20 protein-coding genes are annotated in these 19,349 nt (G+C 60.9%); 5 read left to right on the top strand and 15 right to left on the bottom strand.

Annotated elements, in window-relative coordinates:
* Positions 1 to 27: 27 nt before the first annotated feature.
* The 3 genes from GQX66_RS01905 to GQX66_RS01895 are packed head-to-tail and all read right to left on the bottom strand — an operon-like array spanning position 28 to position 1,403.
* Positions 28 to 201, bottom strand: a complete 174-nt coding sequence (locus GQX66_RS01905; RefSeq protein ID WP_003228304.1) for a DUF3094 family protein — start codon at positions 199 to 201, stop codon at positions 28 to 30.
* A gap of 51 nt (positions 202 to 252) precedes the next feature.
* Positions 253 to 780 carry an MOSC domain-containing protein gene (locus tag GQX66_RS01900; protein ID WP_102686306.1) on the bottom strand — a complete coding sequence of 176 codons (528 nt, stop codon included), beginning with the start codon at positions 778 to 780 and terminating at the stop codon, positions 253 to 255.
* On the bottom strand, positions 777 to 1,403 hold the full coding sequence (locus tag GQX66_RS01895) for a DUF1780 domain-containing protein (protein WP_007959580.1): 627 nt from the start codon (positions 1,401 to 1,403) through the stop codon (positions 777 to 779). Before GQX66_RS01895 ends, GQX66_RS01900 begins: the two co-directional genes overlap by 4 nt.
* A gap of 130 nt (positions 1,404 to 1,533) precedes the next feature.
* On the opposite strand from GQX66_RS01895, the gene GQX66_RS01890 reads away from it, so the two are divergent.
* The 3 genes from GQX66_RS01890 (at position 1,534) to GQX66_RS01880 (ending at position 2,968) form a co-directional block, all read left to right on the top strand.
* Positions 1,534 to 2,001 carry an FAD/FMN-containing dehydrogenase gene (locus tag GQX66_RS01890; RefSeq protein ID WP_085689765.1) on the top strand — a complete coding sequence of 156 codons (468 nt, stop codon included), beginning with the start codon at positions 1,534 to 1,536 and terminating at the stop codon, positions 1,999 to 2,001.
* A complete protein-coding gene (locus GQX66_RS01885) occupies positions 1,998 to 2,687 on the top strand; it encodes an energy-coupling factor ABC transporter permease (RefSeq protein WP_129972816.1) in 690 nt (229 codons plus the stop codon). The genes GQX66_RS01890 and GQX66_RS01885 overlap by 4 nt, the downstream gene beginning before the upstream one ends.
* Positions 2,688 to 2,752: 65 nt before the next feature.
* Positions 2,753 to 2,968 (top strand): hypothetical protein, encoded by a 216-nt coding sequence (locus GQX66_RS01880; protein ID WP_240865796.1) that lies wholly within the window; start codon positions 2,753 to 2,755, stop codon positions 2,966 to 2,968.
* Positions 2,969 to 2,974: 6 nt separating this feature from the next.
* Here the strand turns inward: GQX66_RS01880 and yacG are convergent, their stop codons facing one another.
* Genes yacG through pilB form a run of 5 tightly spaced genes read right to left on the bottom strand, consistent with a single transcriptional unit; the run spans position 2,975 to position 7,586 of the window.
* On the bottom strand, positions 2,975 to 3,175 hold the full coding sequence (yacG, locus tag GQX66_RS01875; RefSeq protein ID WP_011335983.1) for a DNA gyrase inhibitor YacG: 201 nt from the start codon (positions 3,173 to 3,175) through the stop codon (positions 2,975 to 2,977).
* On the bottom strand, positions 3,172 to 3,795 hold the full coding sequence (gene coaE / locus GQX66_RS01870) for a dephospho-CoA kinase (RefSeq protein WP_007959586.1): 624 nt from the start codon (positions 3,793 to 3,795) through the stop codon (positions 3,172 to 3,174). Before coaE ends, yacG begins: the two co-directional genes overlap by 4 nt.
* Positions 3,792 to 4,664, bottom strand: coding sequence for an A24 family peptidase (locus tag GQX66_RS01865; protein ID WP_240865793.1), 873 nt, complete (start codon positions 4,662 to 4,664; stop codon positions 3,792 to 3,794). The genes coaE and GQX66_RS01865 overlap by 4 nt, the downstream gene beginning before the upstream one ends.
* A gap of 1 nt (position 4,665) precedes the next feature.
* Positions 4,666 to 5,883, bottom strand: coding sequence for a type II secretion system F family protein (locus GQX66_RS01860; RefSeq protein WP_240865792.1), 1,218 nt, complete (start codon positions 5,881 to 5,883; stop codon positions 4,666 to 4,668).
* A gap of 2 nt (positions 5,884 to 5,885) precedes the next feature.
* A complete protein-coding gene (gene pilB / locus GQX66_RS01855) occupies positions 5,886 to 7,586 on the bottom strand; it encodes a type IV-A pilus assembly ATPase PilB (RefSeq protein ID WP_240865789.1) in 1,701 nt (566 codons plus the stop codon).
* 226 nt (positions 7,587 to 7,812) lie between these two features.
* On the opposite strand from pilB, the gene GQX66_RS01850 reads away from it, so the two are divergent.
* Together GQX66_RS01850 and GQX66_RS01845 are read left to right on the top strand one after the other, a co-directional pair.
* On the top strand, positions 7,813 to 8,235 hold the full coding sequence (locus GQX66_RS01850; protein ID WP_085747737.1) for a pilin: 423 nt from the start codon (positions 7,813 to 7,815) through the stop codon (positions 8,233 to 8,235).
* Between the two features lie 297 nt (positions 8,236 to 8,532).
* Positions 8,533 to 8,889, top strand: coding sequence for a BON domain-containing protein (locus tag GQX66_RS01845; RefSeq protein ID WP_011335977.1), 357 nt, complete (start codon positions 8,533 to 8,535; stop codon positions 8,887 to 8,889).
* A 167-nt stretch (positions 8,890 to 9,056) separates the two neighbouring features.
* Here GQX66_RS01845 and GQX66_RS01840 read toward each other — a convergent pair whose 3' ends face one another.
* From GQX66_RS01840 to panB, 7 genes are all read right to left on the bottom strand, one after another.
* The gene (locus tag GQX66_RS01840) at positions 9,057 to 9,353 is read right to left on the bottom strand and encodes a DUF2845 domain-containing protein (RefSeq protein WP_085747738.1); all 297 of its coding nucleotides are present in this window, start codon (positions 9,351 to 9,353) and stop codon (positions 9,057 to 9,059) included.
* Positions 9,353 to 12,304 (bottom strand): DUF748 domain-containing protein, encoded by a 2,952-nt coding sequence (locus tag GQX66_RS01835; RefSeq protein WP_240865779.1) that lies wholly within the window; start codon positions 12,302 to 12,304, stop codon positions 9,353 to 9,355. Before GQX66_RS01835 ends, GQX66_RS01840 begins: the two co-directional genes overlap by 1 nt.
* A 133-nt stretch (positions 12,305 to 12,437) precedes the next feature.
* Positions 12,438 to 13,454, bottom strand: coding sequence for a class I SAM-dependent methyltransferase (locus tag GQX66_RS01830; RefSeq protein WP_240865776.1), 1,017 nt, complete (start codon positions 13,452 to 13,454; stop codon positions 12,438 to 12,440).
* A gap of 145 nt (positions 13,455 to 13,599) precedes the next feature.
* Entirely contained in the window at positions 13,600 to 15,537 is a 1,938-nt protein-coding gene (acs, locus tag GQX66_RS01825; RefSeq protein WP_240865773.1) for an acetate--CoA ligase, read from the bottom strand.
* Between the two features lie 114 nt (positions 15,538 to 15,651).
* Complete coding sequence (gene pgi, locus GQX66_RS01820) at positions 15,652 to 17,316, bottom strand: glucose-6-phosphate isomerase (RefSeq protein ID WP_240865770.1); 1,665 nt, start codon at positions 17,314 to 17,316, stop codon at positions 15,652 to 15,654.
* A gap of 349 nt (positions 17,317 to 17,665) precedes the next feature.
* Entirely contained in the window at positions 17,666 to 18,526 is an 861-nt protein-coding gene (gene panC, locus GQX66_RS01815) for a pantoate--beta-alanine ligase (protein ID WP_007959604.1), read from the bottom strand.
* Positions 18,523 to 19,323 carry a 3-methyl-2-oxobutanoate hydroxymethyltransferase gene (gene panB / locus GQX66_RS01810; protein WP_102718631.1) on the bottom strand — a complete coding sequence of 267 codons (801 nt, stop codon included), beginning with the start codon at positions 19,321 to 19,323 and terminating at the stop codon, positions 18,523 to 18,525. The genes panC and panB overlap by 4 nt, the downstream gene beginning before the upstream one ends.
* Between the last annotated feature and the right edge of the window lie 26 nt (positions 19,324 to 19,349).

Genomic DNA, 19,349 nt, shown 5'->3' with positions numbered 1-19,349 from the left:
CGGCTACCCGAGCGAGCGCGATGCAGCTCATAGCGTCAGGTAACTGATAAGTCGGCTCAACAGGCCCAGACCAATAGTCACTGCCAGCACCAGCACCAGGAGCATCCACGGCCGGAATGGCCGGCGCTCGACACGGTGTTGGGACAACTGCAGGTACTCTTCGACATGCTTCTGGTCTTCGGGGTTCAGGCGGCTGGTCATAAAGGCCTCGTCAGGTAGACGTTACTGAATGAGAACACGCTACAGCGGTTTTCAACCGGGATTGAACGCAGCATAGCCACTGTCCGGGACCGGTTCGACAGACACACTGTCCCCGAGGCGAATGATCCCGCTTTGTAACACTCGCGCGGTGATTCCGCCATGCCCGCGCACGGCCTGGAATGTTCCGGGGCCAAGGTTGTTTTGCAGGCGCGCACACGGCTGGCACCAGCCCGTGGTTTCGAAAATCGCCTGACCAATGCGAAAGCGCCGCCCCTTGAGGCTGAACAGGTTGATCCCGCTTATAACGAGATTGCGCCGCAGATCTTCAGGCGTGACCGGTTGTTCGGCCGACCGGCCCATCAGGGCGCTGATCACGGCCAGATGCTCCCACTGAATCAGCGTCACCTGCCGCGCATTGCGCACCCCGGGACGAGCGTGATCGCCAGTGAGCCCGGCTTCAAGCCGCGCCTCCACCGCATCGAGCGCAAGCATCGGCCCCCGTGACTCGGGGCGCACGCCAATCCAGCGCACGCATCCGGTCTGCGGAACATCGGCAATCAATTGTTGAAGTGGCGTCACAGGCTGATCCCGACATCGAACACGATGCTGCGCCCCAGGTTACCGCGCAGAAAGTCCGGGGCATCGGGATGGGCGAACAACACCCGGGCAAAGGTCGGCCCGACCAGCGACAGCGAACGCCAGCCCTGACGCAAATATTCGGTGGGCGGCGGAAAATGGCTGTTGAGGTCGAGCACTTCGCGTTTGAGGCTGGCGAAGGCAATGATGTCCAGCTCGCCGAGATCCATGCCGCGTTCCTTGTAGTTGTGCGCTTTCTTGCGCAAGGTCGGCGCCAGTCTCAGCAGAAATTCATTGGCCGGAATCCGCCGCGGCTTGGCTTCACGCCTCACCAGTTGGCTGAGGGAAAACGCACTGCGCCGACGTTGCAGCTCATCGCGCCATTCGTCGTTCAGCCGACGACCTTCGTCGAGGACGAAAAACACCTCGAAATTGGCGTCGCGAAACAAAACGTCCGGCGGCTCACCGGCGGGCGCGAATTCGTCGGCACGATAAGGAATGTTCAAGCCTTGCAGCAGGCGCTGGCAGACCCAACGCTCACGCTCCCATTTGCGGGCATTGGACAGGAATGCGTTGGCTTGCTCGGCCGCGATGGTCAGCAGGCGTAAATAATCTGAGTCATCCATAGGCCCTAGCTTAGCGTTCAATTGCGACAAGCAGAAAGCGTTCGCGCGGCAAAGTGCATCAGTGGGCAGTCGGGAGGGGCGGTGTAGACTGAGGGCACCGTGTATTAACGTCGAATGAAAGGGGCTGAATGTGAAATTTCGCTGGCTGTTGTTGTTCGCTGTCGTTCCGCTATGGGCCCATGCGCTGGAAATAGGTGAGCGACTGGCACCCTGGACGCTGCTGGACCAGTACGATCAGCCGTTTACTCTCGATGACCGCACTACGACGCTGTTGGTGGCGCGTGACATGGACGGTGCGAAACTGCTCAAGCAAGCCATGGCCGATCAGCCCAAGGGCTATCTGGAGGCGCGGCACGCGGTGTTTGTCGCCGATATCCAGCGCATGCCGGCGCTGATCGCGAAGATGTTCGCCGTTCCGGCGATGCGTGACTACAGCTATCGAGTGTTGCTTGATCGCGAAAGTCGCGTGGCCTCGCGCTACCCCGGGGCCGAAGGCGCGGTGCTCTGGCTGCAGCTCAAGGACGGGCGTTTGCTGGCCCGGCACGAATACACCCAGGCGGCTGAACTACGTGAGGCGCTGGAGCAGGCTCGCCCATGATCGGCGCCGAGCTGCTGTCGTCTGCGAGCCTGCTGCTGGGATGGTTGATTTACCTGCCGGTGCTGCTCTGGGCGATTGTCCGCGCACCGTGGGTCGAGCTGTTCAGCGATAACCGCCGTCAGCATTTGCTGTTCGGCACGGTGTTCGCGTTGTTTCTGCTGTGGCTGGTGCGCAGGGATTTCGACACCGGCGTGTCCTACCACTTCATCGGCATGACGGCTGTGACGCTGCTGCTGGACTGGCCGCTGGCGATCGTCGGCGGACTGGTGGCGCAACTGGGACTGGTGCTGTTGGGGCGTCAGGACCTGGTGGCCGTCGGGGTCAATGGCGCCTTGCTGATCCTGTTGCCGGTGCTGATCACCGAATGCGTGGCAATCCTGGTCGAGCGCGCCCAGCCGCGCAATCCGTTCGTGTACATCTTCTGTTCCGGTTTTTTCGCCGCGGCGCTGTCGGCGTTGTTCTGCCTGACGCTGAGCCTGACGTTGCTCTGGTACGACGGCCTCTTTGCCATGCCGGAATGGCTGGAAGATTTCATCGGTTACCTGTGGTTGCTGATTTTTCCCGAAGCCTTCATCAACGGCATGGTGGTCAGCGCCTTGGTGGTGTTCTGCCCGGAATGGCTGGAGACCTTCAACCGCACGCGCTACCTTTCGGCGCCGTGGAAGGACGACGATCCCAAGTCTTGATCCACATCAAATCGACTCTGCGCGCGGCATTTCATGCTCGGCCAAATCCCTTCAGGAGCAGCGGCATGAGCGTGTACGAGTGGGCGAGGCAGGAAACCCGGCAGAGTCTGGAGATTGCGCAGGAGGTGGGATTCGATCCGGGCCTGAGCCTGCGCGCCTTGCTCAGTGCGGTGGTGCAGCAGAGCAAGGCGGTGCGCAATGCCGAAGACCTGGCCGACGAGTTGCGTTTTCTGGCGGAAAACCTCGACGACGATCAGGACTACGGCTTCATGCGGCCCTGAGCGGGATCAGTGACGCGGGTCGAAATCGCCGGAAAACAGTTCGTCCTCGGCATCCGGGGCCACCGGAATCTTGTGCTCTTCCGACGCCCAGGCGCCGAGGTCGATCAGTTTGCAGCGGTCCGAGCAGAACGGACGGTATTTGTTTTCCGGGGTGAATTCCACGGGCGCGCCGCAAGTCGGGCAGTTGACGGTTGGGGTCTGGCTCATGATTGGCCTCCGGATAAAGTCAGGTAAAAGTGATGCAGGCGCTCGACCTCGCTGTGCAGCCAGGCGAGGTCGCGGTCGTTGACCACCACGTCGTCGGCACGGCTGACGCGGTCTTCGCGGCTGGACTGGGCCTTGAGGATCGCCTGAACCTGCTGTTCGCTGGTCTGGTCACGCTGCAAGGTGCGTTCGATCTGCAGTTGTTGCGGGGCGTCGATCACCAGGATTCGCTGAGTCATCGCGTATTGCCCTGATTCGATCAGCAGCGGCGAGACCAGAATCGCGTAAGGCGATTGTGCCAGCGCCAGATGATGGGCGATTTCCTCGGCGATCAGCGGATGCAGCAGCGCTTCGAGCCAGCGCCGTTGCTCCGGCACCTCAAAGATCAGTTTGCGCAGGGCCGCACGATCCAGCGTGCCGTCGGCCTGCAACACATCGGGGCCGAAGTGTTCGGCGATCTTCGCCAGCGCCGGACGGCCCGGTTCGACCACCCAGCGCGCCGCGTGGTCGGCGTCCACCACGTGGATGCCAAGATCGATGAAGTGCTGGGCGGCAGCGCTTTTGCCGCTGCCGATGCCGCCGGTCAGGCCGAGAATCCAGGGTTTTTCCACAGGGGTATTCATTTCAAACCGACAAACTGCCAATAGAAGCCGGTTATTTGACCACCCCAGAGCAAGGCAATCCAGCCGGCAATTGCCAGATACGGGCCGAAGGGGATCGGCGTCGAGGTTTTCTGGTCCCGCAGCTTGAGCAAAATCACCCCTAGCACGGCACCCACCAGCGAGGACAAGAGGATGGTCAGCGGCAAAATCTGCCAGCCGCCCCAGGCCCCAAGCAGCGCCAGCAGCTTGAAATCGCCGTGACCGATGCCGTCCTTGCCGGTGATCAGCTTGAACAGCCAGAACACCGACCACAGGGCCATGTAACCCAGCACCGCGCCCCACAGGGCGTCGTGCAGCGGCACGAACAGCTCGAAGCTGTTGACGATCAGCCCCAGCCAGAGCAGCGGCAGCACCAGCACGTCGGGCAGCAATTGATGCTCAGTGTCGATCAGGCTCATGGCCAACAGGCCCCAGGTCAGCACGATCAGCAGGCACGCCGGCCAGCCGAAACCCAGGTGCCAGGCGATGAATGCCGAGAGCAGGCCGCAGGCCAGTTCGGTCAGCGGGTAACGCTTGCTGATCGGTGCGCTGCAACTTGAACAACGCCCGCGCAGGAACACGTAACTCAACACGGGAATGTTTTCCCACGCGCGGATCCGGTGGCCACAGTGCGGGCATTGCGAGTGCGGCAGCATCAGGTTGTAGGTAGGCAACGGCGCTTCACCGGGCAGTCCCAAAACATCGTGAGCCTGCTGACGCCATTCACGCTCGAGCATTTTCGGCAGGCGCCAGATCAACACGTTGAGGAAACTGCCGACCACCAGCCCCAGCAACAAGGCAGTGAAGATAAAGGCCAGCGGACACAGGCTGAAGAGTTCGTCGATAGGCATGTCAGATCGCTGAGCCGAGTTGGAAGATCGGCAGGTACATCGCCACCACCAGACCGCCGACGATCACCCCGAGCACCACCATGATGAACGGCTCCATCAGGCTGGTGAGGTTGTCGACCATGTTGTCCACTTCGTCCTCGTAGAAACCCGCGACCTTGTCGAGCATCTCGTCCAGTGCGCCGGACTCTTCGCCGATGGCGGTCATCTGCACCGCCATGTTCGGGAAGATGCCGGTGGAGCGCATCGAGAAATTCAGCTGCATGCCGGTGGAAACGTCCTGACGGATACGCAGCACGGCGCGCTTGAACACCACGTTGCCGGTGGCCTCGGCCACCGAGTCCAGCGCTTCAACCAACGGCACGCCGGCTGCGAAGGTGGTCGACAGGGTCCGGGCGAACCGCGCCACTGCGGACTTGTACATCAGCGTGCCCACCAGCGGCAGCTTGAGAAACCAGGCGTCACGCCGGTCGCGCATGGCCTGGGATTTTTTCAGGGCATGGCGGGTGCCGAAAAAACCGGCCACCAGCAGACCAAGAATCGCCCACCACCATTGCTGCATGAATTCGGACAGGCTGATCACCATCAACGTAAAGGCTGGCAGTTCGGCACCGAAGCCAGAGAACACCGACTGAAACTGCGGCACCACCTTGACCAGCAGAATCCCGGTAACCACCGCCGCCACCAGCACCACGGCCGACGGGTAGGTCATGGCCTTCTTGATCTTGGCCTTGAGGCTTTCGCTCTTTTCCTTATAGGTCGCGACCCGTTCCAGCAGGGTGTCGAGCGCGCCGGACTGTTCACCGGCATCCACCAGGTTGCAGTACAACTCGTCAAAATACTGAGGCTTCTTGCGCAGCGCGGCGGCGAAGCTGTTGCCGGCGGCGACTTCCTGTTTCACCTCGTCGACCAGTTTGCGCATGGCCGGGTTCTCGAAGCCTTCGCCAATGATGTCGAACGACTGCAACAGCGGTACGCCCGCCTTCATCATGGTCGCCATTTGCCGGGTGAACAGGGCAATGTCCTGGGCCTTGATGCGCTTGCCGAAGCTCAGCAACGAGGCGGATTTCTTGCGCACCTTCCCGGGGTTGATGCCTTGCTTGCGCAACTGGGCCTTGACCAGTGCGGGGTTCTGGCCACTCAACTCGCCGGTCACCTTGCTGCCTTTGCGGTCCGTACCTTCCCAGGCGTAGATGCTGATTTTCGCTGCCTTGACCGCCATGTTCAGTCCTTGGTGACCCGGTTGATTTCTTCAAGGCTGGTGATGCCTTGCATGGCCTTGATCAGGCCCGAGGTGCGCAGGTCGTTGAAGCCGTCCCGGCGCATCTGTATATCGATTTCCAGTGAGTTGCCTTCGGCCATGATCAGCAGTTGCAGTTCGGGGGTGTTCTTCACCACTTCATAAATCCCCACGCGACCCTTGTACCCGCCGTTGCAGTGATCGCAACCGGCGGGCTCATAGATCGTGAAATGGCCGATGCGTTCCTCGGGGAAACCTTCCTTGATCAGGGTTTCGCGGGGGATCTCGATGGGTTTCTTGCAGTGGCTGCAGAGTTTTCGCGCCAGACGCTGGGCAATGATCAGGCTCACCGAGGTCGCGATGTTGAAGCCGGGAATGCCCATGTTGTGCAGGCGGGTGAGGGTCTCTGCTGCGCTGTTGGTGTGCAGGGTGGACAGCACGAGGTGACCGGTCTGGGCGGCCTTGATCGCGATTTCGGCGGTTTCGAGGTCGCGGATTTCGCCGACCATGATCACGTCCGGGTCCTGGCGCAGGAACGAGCGAAGGGCCTGGGCGAAGTCCAGCCCCTGCTTCGGATTGACGTTGACCTGGTTGATGCCTTCCATGTTGATCTCCACCGGGTCTTCGGCGGTGGAGATGTTGATGTCGACGGTATTGAGGATGTTCAGTCCCGTGTACAGCGACACGGTCTTGCCCGAGCCGGTGGGGCCGGTTACCAGAATCATGCCTTGCGGCTGCTTGAGGGCGGCCATGTACAGGTCTTTCTGTTCCGGCTCGTAGCCGAGGGCATCGATGCCGATCTGGGCGCTGGAGGGGTCGAGGATCCGCATCACCACTTTCTCGCCCCAGAGCGTGGGCAGGGTGTTGACCCGGAAATCGATCGACTTGCTCTTCGACAGGCGCATCTTGATCCGCCCGTCCTGGGGTTTGCGCCGCTCCGAAATGTCGAGGCTGGCCATGACCTTCAGGCGCGCGGCAATGCGCCCGGCGAGCTGAATCGGCGGCTTGGCCACCTCCCGCAGAATGCCGTCAGTACGCACCCGCACCCGGTAGTTCTTTTCGTAAGGCTCGAAATGCAGGTCGGATGAGCCGCTCTTGATCGCGTCCAGCAGCATCTTGTGCACGAAGCGCACCACCGGAGCATCGTCGGCGTCGATTCCGCCGAGGGTGTCCTGTCTGCTGTCGTCGGCCGACTCGATGTCCAGCCCGTCGAGGTCGACATCGGCCATCTCCTCCAGGCCGGTGGCGTGGGTGTCGAAGAATTTTTCAATGGCGTCGGTGAGTTTGTCGTCTTCGACCAGAATGGCTTCGGTGCTCAGCCCGGTGCTGAACTGAATGTCATTGATCGCCTGGTGATTGCTCGGGTCGGAAATCCCCACGAACAGTTTGTTACCGCGCCGCCAGAGGGGCAGGGCGTGGTGCTGGCGCACCAGTTTTTCACTGACCAGGCCCTTGGGCTGGGTTTCCTTGTCGAGACAGTTGAGGTCGAGAAATGCCATGCCGAAATGCTCCGAGGCTATTTCGGCGACCTGCCAGCTCTTCACCAGTTTGTTCTGCACCAGGTAACTGACCAGCGACAGGCGATTGCGCTGCGCCTGCTGCCAGGCCTGCTGGGCACTCTTTTCCGTGAGCAATTCGGCCTGGACCAGTTGTTTGGCCAGACCGCTCAGAGCGATGTCATTCATGGGGTTTCCACGTGCTTGCCGTTCATGACTTATAGCCTAGTCAAGTGACAGCGCCAAACACCCGGGGTGCAGGTGACAAAAAGTGTCAGATAGTGCGGTTACGGGCTGTAGGAATCGGCACGACGTCCGGTTCACGCCCAGCAGGCCGGGGCTGCGAGCCCTTGGCACGGGCTGTGCTGAGTCCATTTCAGATCATGAGATTCCGACTCATGCATGGAGCGTGTCTATGAAGAAACAACAAGGTTTCACTCTGATCGAGCTGCTGATCGTTGTGGCGATCATCGGTATTCTCGCGACTGTGGCGCTGCCGCAGTACTCCAAATATCAGGCGCGGTCGAAGGTGACGGCGGGGCTGGCCGAAATCTCGGCGATGAAAGTGCCGTTCGAAGACATCATCAATCAAGGGACGAACCCCACGCTGGCTGCCGTTAAAGGCGATGCGGGCACTACCACCTCCAACTGTGCACTGACCGCCTCGGGGACAGCTGCAGATGGAGCGGGCACCATCGTTTGTACGCTGGCCAATGCGCCGGCACCGGTGGTGGGCAAAACCATCACGCTCACACGAACCGCTGCCAACGGCTGGTCGTGTGCAACGACCGTTGCGCCGGACTACTCCCCTAAAGGCTGTACAGCAAGCGGTACCTGATCCATTTGGAAGTCCGAACGATGCCCCGCTCTGCGGGGCATTTTCGTTATGTCGACTACCTGGCAAAAGCTTCAATAATTTCAGTGCTTTAGGAACTTTTCGAAAAGCCGCAACTTGCATGTAAATATTTCACCGGTCATGCAATTTGCATGATTCCGAAAATATTCATAGTTTTTAAGTTGTTGATTTATAAGGGATTATTAAGATTTTAAAAGTTGGCACAACGTTCGCAATATCTACGGTAACCCTGCTGACAAGACACGCAGCAGACTTTCCAGAAAAACAGGAGTTACTCGTATGAAGAAGTTCGCTATCACTGCCGCTGCTGCTACCGCGCTGACCCTGACCATGGCTTCCGGTGCATTTGCTCAATCGACCCAGACCACTCAGGCTCCAATGACTTTGGCTGCCGGTGAAGTCACCAAGGCTAAAGAAGCTACTTCCGATACCTGGATCACTACCAAAGTCAAAAGCGACCTGGTAACCGAAAAAGGCATTCCTGGTACCGACATCAAAGTCGAAACCAACAAAGGTGTGGTTTCCCTGTCTTCTGACGTCGCTATCACCGAGGCTCAGAAAACCACCGCAGTGAACATCACCAAGAAAATCAAAGGCGTGAAAGCGGTCTCCGCTGACGGCCTGAAAGCCGAGTAAGGCAAGACTTCTCGCCTGAACCGGGAGAAGACGCGACAGGCGGGCCGAGCAATACGTCTGCCGCACTTTAGAGTTCATGCGACCGGCCACACGGAATGTGGCCATTACAGGCCCCGGCACATGTGTCGGGGCCTGTTCTATTCAGGGGCCGGAAAAGGCGGGGAAGGTCAATTGCCGCGTTTGCTGTTGATCTGCTTCAGGCGATTGCCTTCAAAGCGCAGGTATTGATACATGCCGTTGCTCGGGCCGTAGGTCCATTCCTCGACCTGAAACTCTTCACGACGGTTGGCGCTGCGTTTGTAACCGAGCAGATCGCGACCAACCGGCTCACCACATTTTTGCAGCACCTCGCTGGCGCGGTCGCCAAGGCTGACGAGTTGGCTGCCGCAGCGCAGGGTATCGGACGCCGCAGCCTGGCTGGCGATCAATGCCAGCCCCATTGCAGTCAGCCAGTTTCGGTTCATCACTCGGCATCCAGATGCATTTGCGTCACCACTCGCCCGTCGCTCTCCGCTTCGCCGAGATTGGCGTCGATGAAGTACACGCGATCGTCGGCCAGTTGGCCTTTATCCACCAGGTAGTCCTTGATGCTGCTTGCACGGTCCTGACCGAGCTGGCGCAACAGCACGTCGCTGGAGCTCCAGAACTTGATCACGTCGGCACGCATTTTCGCCGTGCGTTCTTCCTTGCCCAGATCCTTCCATTCGGCCGGTGGCTGGGTTTTCAGACGGGTGCGATAGATGCCCTCAAGCAGCGGGCCTTTTTCGTTATCCGGTACCTGAATCAGCGAAGCCTGAGCCGGCACCTTGTCGCCCCGGCGCTGGAGCATCTTGTAGTAGTTGTACTGGTATTCACGTTCCAGGCGCTGTTCTGCGAGCAACGGACCGTCGCTGCTTTTTGCCGCGGTGCCTTCGATTTCCAGGCGCAGGGCCGGACGCTCCTTCAGCGCTTGCGACAGCTTCACCAGCGCCGCTTCGGCGTCTTTGCTCAGGTCGCTGGAACCCGGCGCGAAGGACACGGTGCCGAGGTCTTCGGAACCACCACCGCTGACCAGACCGCCAATCAGCTTGAACGGCGCGGCGGCAGCCTTGACGATCAGGTTGCGCAGGGTCTGCCAGACAATCGGCATCACGCTGAATTGCGGGTTGTTCAGGTCGCCGGTCACCGGCAGCTCGATGGAGATCTTGCCGTCGACATCCTTGAGCAGGGCGATCGCCAATTTCAACGGCAGGCTCACGGCGTCCGGGCTGTCGACTTTCTCACCCAGTTGCAGCTGCTCGACCACCACTTTGTTCTCGGCCTTGAGCTGGCCTTTGGTGATCAGGTAATGCAAATCGAGGTTGAGCCGGCCCTTGCGGATCCGGTAGCCCGCGAACTTGCCGGAGTAGGGCGTCAGGGTGGTCAGCTCGACGCGTTTGAAACTGGTGGCGATGTCGAGACTGGCCATCGGGTCGAACGGGTTGACCGCGCCCTTGATGGTCACCGGCGCATAGCGGTCGACCTTGCCCTTGATGTCGACGCTGGCCGGTTTCGCCTGACGGCTGTCGATGGTGCCGATCTGGCCGTTGAGCTGCTGGATCGCGGTGGCAAAGTTGGGGGTCAGGCTGAAGTCGGCGAAGTTGGCCGAGCCGTCGTTGATCGCGATGCCGCCGATGTGAATACCCAGCGGTTTGTCATTGCTCGCCGGTTTCGCCGCGGCGGTCTTCGCCCCGGAATCGGCCGGCTGCGGAATGAGCAGGTCGTCGATGTTGGTGGTGCGATCATCGTTGATCATGAACCGCGCATACGGCTGGAACAGGTTGACCCTGTCGATCGACAGGCTGTCGCCGTGCTGATAGTTCAGGCCTTCGACCACCACCTGCTGCCATTTGAGAAAGTCGCGGGTTTTCAGGGTGTCGAGGGTGTGCAACTGATCGACCTGAGCACGACCGGTGACGCTGAGGGCCAGCGGGTCAGTGCTTTTCAGGTTCACTTTCAGGTCGCTGCCGAGCATGCCGCTGCGCAGTTCGAGACGAATGAACGGGTTGATGTAGGACTGCGCGACCCGCAGGTCGATGTCCTGGGTTTTCACGTTGAGCTGCGCGCTGACCGGGGCCAGATTGACCACGCCGTCGGCGCTGATCTTGCCTTGCTTGCCCAGACCGGTATCGAGTTTGAGGTTGAAAGGCGAGCCGTTGAGGCTGTCGAAGTTTTGCAGATCGACGTTCAGCGGGGTGACGTCCAGGGTGACTTCCGGCTTCGCCGAACGGTCGGCCAGATGCACTTTGTAGTCACGCAGTTGCACGTCCTTGATCAACACTTGCCACGGTTTGCTCGGCGCGGTCGGTTCAGGTTTCGGCGAGTCGGCGGCCGCCGGGGTGCTTTTCGGCTCCGCTGCAGCTTTGGCAGCGGGTTTCGATGGCTGGCTGGCGAACAGTTTTTGCCAGTCCAGTTTGCCGTCCGCTTCCAGCGCCGCCCAGGTTTCCAGTTTCTGACTGCGGATCTTGCCGACCACCACTTGCTGTTTGGCCAGGTCCACCGTGGTGTCGCTGACGTCGAGACGCTCGAGTTTCGCCAGCTGACGTCCGTCCGGCGCCTTGATCGCGAACGGCGCGATGTTGACCGCGACGTTGCTCAGCAGCAGTTCGGTTTCCTTGGACAGGTTGAGCTTGTAGTCGGTGCTCAAGCTGACGACACCCTCTTCCAGCACCAGTGGCACGGCGTCGCGCACGTAAGGCCAGAAGGCTTTCATCTTGCCATCGGTGATCTTGAGGGTGCCTTCGGAGGCGATCGGGATCAGGGTGAAATTGCCTTTCCAGTCGATCTGCCCACCGGCCGGGCCGATCGCGACGAGGGTCATGTCGGCGTTGTCTTCGGGCAGGGTGCTGAGGTTTTTCAGCTCGAAGTCGAGCTTGTCGTAGAGAAACTCGATCGGCTCGCTGGGCCGCGCATCCACAAAATGCAGGTTGCCGCCAGCCAGCTGGATCCGGTCGATGCGCAGCGGAAACGGTTTGGCGTCGGGATCGGCCGGGGTGGGCTCGCTGGCCGGGAGCTTGAACAGACCGAGAAGGTTGAGCTGACCGTCCTTGGCGAACAGGATTTCGGTCTTGGATTTTTCCAGTTCGATGTCGGACAGATGCAGGGCTTTGGTCCACAGGCTGTCGAGTTGCAGGTTGGCATACAGACGTTCGAAGCCGACCTGTTCCTTGCCCGGCTCGCCGATCACCAGACCCCACAGCGTGAGTTCAAGGCTGAACGGGTTGAGTTCGATGCGCTGCAGATGCGCCGGCACCGTGGCGTAGTTGGCCAGTTGCTGATTCACCACCCTGAGCGCAATGCCCGGCAAAATCAGGAACCCCAGCAGGCTGTAGAGGGCCAGGGCAGTCAACAGGGCGCCAATCGCGCGAATCAATCCTTTGGGCATGTGCGGCTTCATCTGTCTGAATCGGAGTGCCTTGGAGTATGGCACGCGATTCCGGTTCCGAAGTACATCGCACGAGACAGGATTGTTCAGATTTGTCTGCAATTTCTGTAGGAGCTTCCGAAGGCTGCTCCTGCATGGGTAAAGATCAGAGCTGCAGAATCAGTGTCTTCAACGGCGGTTGTTGATCCATCGACGGGAAGTCCCGGCCCGGAGTCATCACGCTCCATTCACGCACCGGCCGCCCGGCTTTTTCGGCGCAGCGCAGCACTTGTTCGCGCCAGTCGTCCATGCTGACTTTCGCCAGATTGTTGCAGCAGATCAGCACGCCATTTTCGGCGGTGGTCAGCAGGGCCGGCTTGAGCAGGCTTTGATAATCGCGCAGCAGGTCGACGGTGCCAAACGCGCTCTTGGCCCACGCGGGCGGGTCGAGGAGTACCAGATCGTACTGGCGCTGTTCCAGGCGCTGATAGCTCGGCAGTTTCTGCCCGCGACGCTGACTGATCGGCAGGCCGGCGAGTTGGCGGATCGCCGGGAAGTAGTCGGACTGGATGAACTCCATGGCCGGCAGGTGCGGATTGAGCTGACCGTTCTCGCGCCCCACCGCCAGATTGCCCTCGGCGAAATCCAGGTTGCACACCTCACGTGCACCGCCGGCTGCTGCGCTGAGGCCGACGCCGCAGGTGTAGGCAAACAGGTTGAGCACGCTTTTGCCCTTGGCGTGATCCTTGACCCAGCCGCGGGTGTTGCGCAGGTCGAGGAACAGCAGCGGATCCTGTCCGGCATGGCGTCCGCGCACACGATAATTCAGGCCCCATTCGTGGCCGACCAGATCGGCCAGCGCGGCGTCGTCGGCGCGGTAGACGCTGTCTTCACGGTCGATTCGCGAGTTGCCACGGGAGCGGTCGTTGTAGACCAACAGGGTTTCAAGGCCCAGGGTCTGGTTGACCATGGCGTGCAGTTGCAGCAGGTCTTCGCGTGCCAGGGTCTGGTGGAAACTTTGCACCATCAGTTGCGGGCCGTAGCGGTCGATGGTCAGGCCGCCGGCACCCTCCTGGCTGCCGTGGAACAGCCGATAGCAGTCGGTGCCTTGGCGGTGCAGCTCGGCGAGCAGATCCTGGCGTTGATCGAGGGCGGCGCGCAGCGCCAGGTTCAAGGAAGACATGCGGGCGCCTTGCTGGAGGGAATCGGGGCGCGGGAGTTTAGCAGTTTGGCAGGCAATCGAGGGGTTCCCATCGCGAGCAGGCTCGCTCCCACAGACGATCATAAGTCCTTGTGGGAGCGAGCCTGCTCGCGATGCTTTTGCGGCCTTACTGGTTCAGGCGTTTATCGATCAAGCCCTGCACCACGCTCGGATCCGCCAGAGTCGAAGTGTCGCCAAGGCTGTCGAGTTCGTTGCAGGCGATCTTGCGCAGGATCCGCCGCATGATCTTGCCCGAGCGGGTCTTCGGCAGGGCCGGGGCCCACTGGATCAGGTCCGGTTTGGCGAAGCTGCCGATTTCCTTGCTGACGTGGGCCAGCAGTTCTTTCTTCAGCTCATCGTTGGGCTCGGTGCCATTCATCGGTGTGACGAACGCATAAATCCCCTGACCTTTGACGTCGTGGGGATAACCGACCACGGCGGCCTCTGCAATGCTGTCGTGCAGCACCAGCGCACTTTCCACCTCGGCGGTACCGATGCGATGGCCGGAGACATTGATCACGTCATCGATGCGCCCGGTGATCCAGTAATCGCCGTCCTCGTCACGACGGGCACCGTCGCCGGTGAAGTAGTAACCGGGGTAGGGCTTGAAGTAGGTGTCGACCATGCGCTGCGGATCGCCGTAAACGCTGCGGATCTGCGCCGGCCAGCTCGACTTGATCGCCAGTACGCCACTGCCGGCGCCCTTGATCTCCTTGCCGTGCTCATCGAGCAGCACCGGTTGCACGCCGAACATCGGCTGGGTGGCGCAGCCCGGTTTGATCCGCTGGGCGCTGACCAGCGGGCTGAGCATGATGCCGCCGGTTTCGGTCTGCCACCACGTATCGACAATCGGGCAGCGCTGTTCGCCTACGACGTTGAAATACCATTCCCACGCTTCCGGGTTGATCGGCTCACCGACACTGCCGAGCAATCTGAGGCTTTGTCGCGACGTTTCCTGCAAGGGCCCGGCGCCTTCACGCATCAATGCGCGCAGGGCGGTGGGGGCGGTGTAGAAGATGTTGACCTTGTGTTTGTCGATCACCTGCCAGAACCGCGAAGTACTCGGGTAGCTCGGCACGCCTTCGAAGATCAGTGTGGTGGCGCCGTTGGCCAGCGGGCCGTAGACGATATAGCTGTGGCCGGTAACCCAGCCGACGTCGGCGGTGCACCAGAACACTTCGCCGTCGCGGTAATCGAGGACGTACTTGAAGGTCATCGCCGCTTGCAGCAGGTAACCGCCGGTGGTGTGCAACACGCCCTTGGGTTTGCCGGTGCTGCCGGAGGTGTAGAGGATGAACAGCGGGTCTTCGGCGTCCATCGGTTCTGGCGGGCAATCGTCGCTGACGTCGCGCACGGCCTGGTGATACCAGAGGTCGCGGCCTTCGACCCAGTCGACTTTGTTCTGGGTACGCTCGACCACCACGACGGTGCTGACATTCGGGCAACTCTGCAGGGCCTTGTCGACATTCTGTTTCAGTGGCACGAATTTGCCACCGCGCACGCCCTCGTCGGCGGTGATCACGGTGCGGCAGTCGGCGTCGAGAATGCGGTCGCGCAGGGAATCCGGAGAGAAGCCGCCAAACACCACCGAATGAATCGCGCCGATCCGCGCGCAGGCGAGCATGACGTAGGCCGCTTCGGGGATCATCGGCATGTAGATGCACACCCGGTCGCCTTTTTTCACGCCACGGCTTTTCAGCACGTTGGCCAGGCGGCAGACGTGGTGATGGAGTTTGCTGTAGGTGATTTGCGTCGATTCGGCAGGGTCGTCGCCTTCCCAGAGGATTGCGGTCTGATCGCCGCGCTTTTCCAGATGGCGGTCGATGCAGTTGTAGCTGACGTTCAGCTTGCCACCGGCAAACCAGGCGGCTTGGCCGGTCTTCAGGTCATAGCGCTGGACGGTCTGCCACGGCGTGCTCCAGTCGAGGAAGCGGGTGGCCTGTTCGGCCCAGAAGGTGCTGGGGTGTTCAATGGATTCGCGGTACAGGCGCTGGTAGTCGTCCTGACTCAACTGTGCAGCCCGGCGGACGGCATCGGCTTTGGGGAACGTGCTGATATCGAACATGACGGTTCCTTATTCTTGTTGTGCGACAAGGATAAAGATGCGCCGAGAGCGGAGAGGGTTCAATACCTGTAAACAAACACCCCCTCATGGCGAGGGGGTGTGTTCAGGGCGGGATCAGCCGCGGTGACGGCCGCGGAAGTAGTTGATCAGGCCTTGGGTGGACGGGTCCTCAGCGGCGGTTTCTTCGCTGCCGACCAGGCGGTTGTACACGCCTTTGCCCAGTTCCTTGCCCAGCTCCACGCCCCACTGGTCGAAGGCGTTGATGCCCCAGACCACGCTTTGCACGAAGACTTTGTGTTCGTACATCGCCACCAGTGCGCCGAGACGACGCGGGCTGATGCGCTCGACCACCAGGGTGTTGCTCGGACGGTTGCCCGGGATCACCTTGTGCGGTGCGAGTTTCTGCACCTGGTCTTCGCTCATGCCCTTGTCACGCAGTTCGGTTTCGGCTTCCGGCAGGGTCTTGCCGAGCATCAGCGCCTGGCTCTGCGACAGGCAGTTGGCGTACAGCCACTGATGGTGGTCGGAGACCGGGTTGAAGCTGACGATCGGCACGATGAAGTCGGCCGGGATCAGTTGGGTCCCTTGGTGCAGCAACTGGTGATAAGCGTGCTGACCGTTGCAACCGACGCCGCCCCAGATCACCGGGCCAGTGTCGGTCGACACCGGGGTGCCGTCCTGACGCACGCTCTTGCCGTTGGATTCCATGTCCAGCTGTTGCAAGTGCTTGGTGATGTTACGCAGGTAGTGGTCGTACGGCAGGATCGCGTGGCTTTGCGCGCCCCAGAAGTTGCCGTACCACACGCCGAGCAGGGCCAGCAGTACCGGCATGTTCTGTTCGAACGGCGCGCTCTGGAAATGCTGGTCCATGGTGTAGGCACCGGACAGCAGTTCCTTGAAGTTGGACATGCCGATGGCCAGCGCGATTGGCAGGCCGATGGCCGACCACAGCGAGTAACGACCGCCGACCCAGTCCCACATCGGGAAGATGTTTTCTTCGCGGATACCGAAGGCCACGGCGGCGGCATTGTTGCTCGATACGGCGATGAAGTGGCGATACAGCTCGGCTTCCGAACCACCCTGGGCCAGGTACCAGGCGCGTGCGGCCTGGGCATTTTTCAGGGTTTCGAGGGTGTTGAACGATTTCGACGAAACGATGAACAGCGTGGTCTCGGCGCGCAGTTTTTGCGTCAGCTCGTGGAATTCGCTGCCGTCGATGTTTGCCAGGTAATGGCAACGCACGCCTTTCTGGGCGTAGGACAGCAGGGCTTCGGAGACCAGCTCGGGGCCGAGGAACGAGCCGCCGATGCCGATGTTCACCACGTCGGTGATCGGCTTCTCGGTGTAACCGCGCCACAGACCGTCGTGGATGCGGCCCACGAGATCGGTGATCTGGTTCAGGACCTTGTGTACTTCAGGCATCACGTTGACGCCGTTGACCGACAGCTTGTCGCCGACCGGGCGACGCAGGGCGGTGTGCAGCGCCGGGCGGCCTTCGGAGGAGTTGACGATTTCGCCGTCGAACAGCGCCTTGATCGCGCCCTTGAGATCGACTTCGTTGGCCAGACCCACCAGCAGATTGCGGGTCTCGGCGTTGATCAGATTCTTCGAATAGTCGAGAAACAGTCCGCAGCTGCTGAGGGTGAACTGATTGAAGCGCTGCGGATCGGCGTTGAAGGCTTCGCGCATGCTGAAATCCTGCATGGCTTGGCGGTGATCTTTCAACGCTTGCCAGGCAGGCAGAGCGGTAACGTCATGAGGAGTGCGGTAGTACGCCATCGCTGCGGTTTTCCTTTTTACTTGAACGGCCTTTTGAACTCTGAAAAGACCTCCCCGCCATGTTTGGGCGAGGGGGCAACTGCGTCGACACGATTACTTGGGCGCAGGGCGAATACAGTAAACCCAGCGCCGCGATCTGTCTTGGCTTTGTCTGACCTGTTTTCGGTACTTTTTTAACATTGATAACAGACGGGGCCGACAGACGGCGAGTAATGCGAGCAAGTCCCTGCTTATCGCGTGGCGTCGAACGGCAGGAAGTTTGCCCGATGGGCAGGTGCTCAGCAATACGGTCTGGAAGCGCGTGCAAACGCTGTGGGAGCGGGGTTGCTCCCACAGCGCTTGCCGGTGTTCAGGCGGGGGTATCGAGATTCAGGTGCAGGTTGTCGATCAACCGGGTGGTGCCGAGGAAGGCCGCGACCAGAATCACCAGATCGCGATCCTCGGCCGTTGCCGGGCGCAGGGTCAGGGCGTGGCGGATCTCCAGATAATCCGGGCGCAGGCCGGCGGCTTCCAGTTGCTGGCGTTGCGCCTGGATCAGGGCAGGGAAGTCGCGTTCACCTTGCTTGATCGACTCGGCAATGCTGCTCAGGGTGCGATAGACCACCGGCGCCACAGCGCGCTGTTCTTCACTGAGGAAACCGTTGCGCGACGACAGCGCCAGACCGTCGGCGGCGCGTACGGTCGGCTCGCCAATGATCTGGATCGGCATGTTCAGGTCATGCACCAGCGCGCGGATTACCGCCAGTTGCTGGAAGTCTTTCTGGCCGAAGATCGCCAGGTCCGGCTGGACCATGTTGAACAGCTTGCTGACCACCGTCGCCACGCCTTCGAAGTGCCCCGGACGGCTGGCGCCGCACAGGCCTTCGGACAGTTGCGGCACGCTGACCCGGGTCTGCCCGGCCATGCCGTCGGGGTACATTTCCTCGACGGTCGGGGCGAACAGCAGATCGCAGCCGGCTTCCAGCAGTTTTTCCTGATCCGCCGCCAAGGTGCGCGGGTATTTGTCGAGGTCTTCGCCGGCGCCGAACTGCAGCGGGTTGACGAAAATGCTCGCGACCACGAAGTCCACGCGCTGGGTGGCCTTGGTGATCAGGGCAATGTGGCCGCTGTGCAGGTTGCCCATGGTCGGCACGAAGCCGATGCGCTTGCCTTCACTGCGGGCGCGCGCCACGGCGGCGCGCAGTTCACGTACGGTTTTGACGGTGTTCATGCAGAGAATCCGTGTTCGATCCCGGGGAAAGTGGTGGCTTTGACTTCACTGACGTAAGCCTTCAGCGCGGACTGGATGCTGTCCTGACCCTGCATGAAGTTCTTCACGAATTTCGGCACACGGCCGCTGATCGACAGGCCGAGCATGTCGTGCAGCACCAAGACCTGACCGTCGGTATTCGAACCGGCGCCAATGCCAATCACCGGGATTTTCACGGCCTGGCTGATTTCAGCCGCCAGTTCGCTCGGCACGCATTCGAGCAGCAGCATGGCTGCACCGGCCTGTTCCAGCGAGATCGCGTCGGCGCGCATCTGGCGTGCCTGGTTCTCGTTGCGACCTTGCACTTTATAACCACCGAGAATGTTCACGGCTTGCGGGGTCAGGCCCATGTGGGCGCAGACCGGCACACCGCGTTCGGCCAGCAGGCGGATCGAATCCGCCAGCCACAAGGCGCCTTCGACCTTGACCATGTGCGCGCCGGCCTGCATCAGCAGGGCGCTGTTGGTCATGGTTTGCTCGAGGGTGGCGTTGGCCATGAACGGCAGGTCGGCCAGGATCAAGGCATCAGAGTTGCCGCGTTTGACGCTGGCAACGTGGTAGGCCATTTCTGCGGTGGTCACGGGCAGGGTGCTGTCGTGACCCTGCAGGACCATGCCGAGGGAGTCGCCCACCAGCAGCACTTCGACACCGGCCTCGTTGCAGGCGTGGGCGAAGGTCGCGTCATAGCAGGTCAGCATGGTGATCTTTTCACCTTTCTGCTTGAGGCTCTGGAGCGTGGTCAGGGTGATGGCTGGCATGTAAGAAATCCTCGTTCAGGCGCTTT

The organism is Pseudomonas sp. B707 (assembly GCF_022496685.1).
Taxonomy (GTDB): Bacteria; Pseudomonadota; Gammaproteobacteria; order Pseudomonadales; family Pseudomonadaceae; genus Aquipseudomonas; species Aquipseudomonas paraglycinae.
Note: the sequence above shows the minus strand (reverse complement) of the source record. Positions and strands in the feature narration are given on the sequence as shown.

What these genes read in the sequence shown, in the direction of transcription:
- GQX66_RS01905 (WP_003228304.1), bottom strand. Translation starts at nt 201, where the DNA reads ATGACCAGCCGCCTGAACCCCGAAGACCAGAAGCATGTCGAAGAGTAC.
- GQX66_RS01895 (WP_007959580.1), bottom strand. Translation starts at nt 1,403, where the DNA reads ATGGATGACTCAGATTATTTACGCCTGCTGACCATCGCGGCCGAGCAA.
- GQX66_RS01885 (WP_129972816.1), top strand. Translation starts at nt 1,998, where the DNA reads ATGATCGGCGCCGAGCTGCTGTCGTCTGCGAGCCTGCTGCTGGGATGG.
- GQX66_RS01880 (WP_240865796.1), top strand. Translation starts at nt 2,753, where the DNA reads ATGAGCGTGTACGAGTGGGCGAGGCAGGAAACCCGGCAGAGTCTGGAG.
- yacG (WP_011335983.1), bottom strand. Translation starts at nt 3,175, where the DNA reads ATGAGCCAGACCCCAACCGTCAACTGCCCGACTTGCGGCGCGCCCGTG.
- coaE (WP_007959586.1), bottom strand. Translation starts at nt 3,795, where the DNA reads ATGAATACCCCTGTGGAAAAACCCTGGATTCTCGGCCTGACCGGCGGC.
- GQX66_RS01865 (WP_240865793.1), bottom strand. Translation starts at nt 4,664, where the DNA reads ATGCCTATCGACGAACTCTTCAGCCTGTGTCCGCTGGCCTTTATCTTC.
- GQX66_RS01860 (WP_240865792.1), bottom strand. Translation starts at nt 5,883, where the DNA reads ATGGCGGTCAAGGCAGCGAAAATCAGCATCTACGCCTGGGAAGGTACG.
- pilB (WP_240865789.1), bottom strand. Translation starts at nt 7,586, where the DNA reads ATGAATGACATCGCTCTGAGCGGTCTGGCCAAACAACTGGTCCAGGCC.
- GQX66_RS01850 (WP_085747737.1), top strand. Translation starts at nt 7,813, where the DNA reads ATGAAGAAACAACAAGGTTTCACTCTGATCGAGCTGCTGATCGTTGTG.
- GQX66_RS01845 (WP_011335977.1), top strand. Translation starts at nt 8,533, where the DNA reads ATGAAGAAGTTCGCTATCACTGCCGCTGCTGCTACCGCGCTGACCCTG.
- GQX66_RS01840 (WP_085747738.1), bottom strand. Translation starts at nt 9,353, where the DNA reads ATGAACCGAAACTGGCTGACTGCAATGGGGCTGGCATTGATCGCCAGC.
- GQX66_RS01835 (WP_240865779.1), bottom strand. Translation starts at nt 12,304, where the DNA reads ATGAAGCCGCACATGCCCAAAGGATTGATTCGCGCGATTGGCGCCCTG.
- GQX66_RS01830 (WP_240865776.1), bottom strand. Translation starts at nt 13,454, where the DNA reads ATGTCTTCCTTGAACCTGGCGCTGCGCGCCGCCCTCGATCAACGCCAG.
- acs (WP_240865773.1), bottom strand. Translation starts at nt 15,537, where the DNA reads ATGTTCGATATCAGCACGTTCCCCAAAGCCGATGCCGTCCGCCGGGCT.
- pgi (WP_240865770.1), bottom strand. Translation starts at nt 17,316, where the DNA reads ATGGCGTACTACCGCACTCCTCATGACGTTACCGCTCTGCCTGCCTGG.
- panC (WP_007959604.1), bottom strand. Translation starts at nt 18,526, where the DNA reads ATGAACACCGTCAAAACCGTACGTGAACTGCGCGCCGCCGTGGCGCGC.
- panB (WP_102718631.1), bottom strand. Translation starts at nt 19,323, where the DNA reads ATGCCAGCCATCACCCTGACCACGCTCCAGAGCCTCAAGCAGAAAGGT.